The organism is Brachyspira innocens ATCC 29796 (genome assembly GCF_000384655.1).
GTDB lineage: Bacteria > Spirochaetota > Brachyspiria > Brachyspirales > Brachyspiraceae > Brachyspira > Brachyspira innocens.
The window spans coordinates 1-1,250 of sequence record NZ_ARQI01000007.1 but is presented as its reverse complement, the minus strand read 5'-3'; the positions used below and the strand labels follow the sequence as shown (position 1 = coordinate 1,250).

The 1,250-nt window shown below is 29.6% G+C and carries 1 pseudogene; it reads right to left on the bottom strand.

Annotation, left to right across the window (positions count from 1 at the left end):
- Positions 1–1,250: pseudogene (locus F811_RS16575) on the bottom strand (hypothetical protein); the annotation flags it as partial.

Sequence of the window (1,250 nt, the reverse complement as noted above, 5' to 3'; positions counted from 1 at the left end):
TTAGGCACAACATTAACCCAGTCGGATTCCTGTGCTTTGTCTGGAGGAATTGAAGACACTTGTAATTGATAATAACCAGACTTTTTAATATGCTCTTCTGTAACGGTGAAGTTAGTTTCAAATCTGTCAACCGTTTCCATAATTTCTTTAATAGGCGGCATAGGATAGGTACTGTTAAAAGTCCTGTAATATTTGCCGTTTAACTCAGTGTATGAAGGCTCGAAAGGCGTACCGTCAGGCATTTCATAACCAATCATTTTATTAGTTTCATTAACAAACTGATATGCATTAATATGATATCCCACTGAAATTCCTGTCCATTCAAGATTATATTTATCAATAATATCATAAATATCATAATGTTCCTCTTTCCAATTTATACCATCCTCTGTTGTATATACAATACCATTACCATTATAAACCGAGTCATTAGTCCATAATTTCCATCTATCACTATAGCTATATTTTATATAATAAGATGGAATTTCTAAATACAATTTATTTTCATTATACCATACACCATAGTTATTTATATACAATGCATTTATTATATTTATATGATTTGTAACCCAATTTTTAGCATCAGACATATCTTTTCCCAATTCAATCGTATAATATTCATTTGTACCCATAATAAAATATCCATCATTAGGCTCTATATAATATGTAAGATATTTATTATAAAAATTAAAATTCATTTTAAATACAAATATTTTACCCTTAAAATAAATTATCCTATTTTCAGTAGCATTTCCAAATCTTCCTTGAAAGCTAGGATTATTAAAATTAGGTTTTGGAAAATCAAATACATTTGAGGAAGAAGATTTATTCCAATTTAATAAATCTGATGAACTTCTGTTGCTGTAATGAATTATAAGTTTTTCTACATAACCAAAATTATCGTTAGTAATTTTTTTATAAATATCTTCTATTTTTTCTCCAGTTACTTCATCATAACTGTATCCCCAACGATAACCGATATTATTAGGTACATCATCAGGAATTTTATAATTCCAGTTTGTTGCCCAGCCTTGAGACTCTGCTTTTATGGGTATCCTTACTTCTGTATCAGTAATAACGAGTTTCTTTGAATTTAAATTCTTCCAATACTCTGCTTTTTCTAAATCGCTGCCTGAGGAAAGGCTGTGTATTTTTGTTATTGTACTGCCGTCATTTTCTATTCTTAATACTGCTCCTTTGCCTGTGGGGTTAAGTGTTTTTGTGTTTGGGTCGTATTGGTATTCATTAGT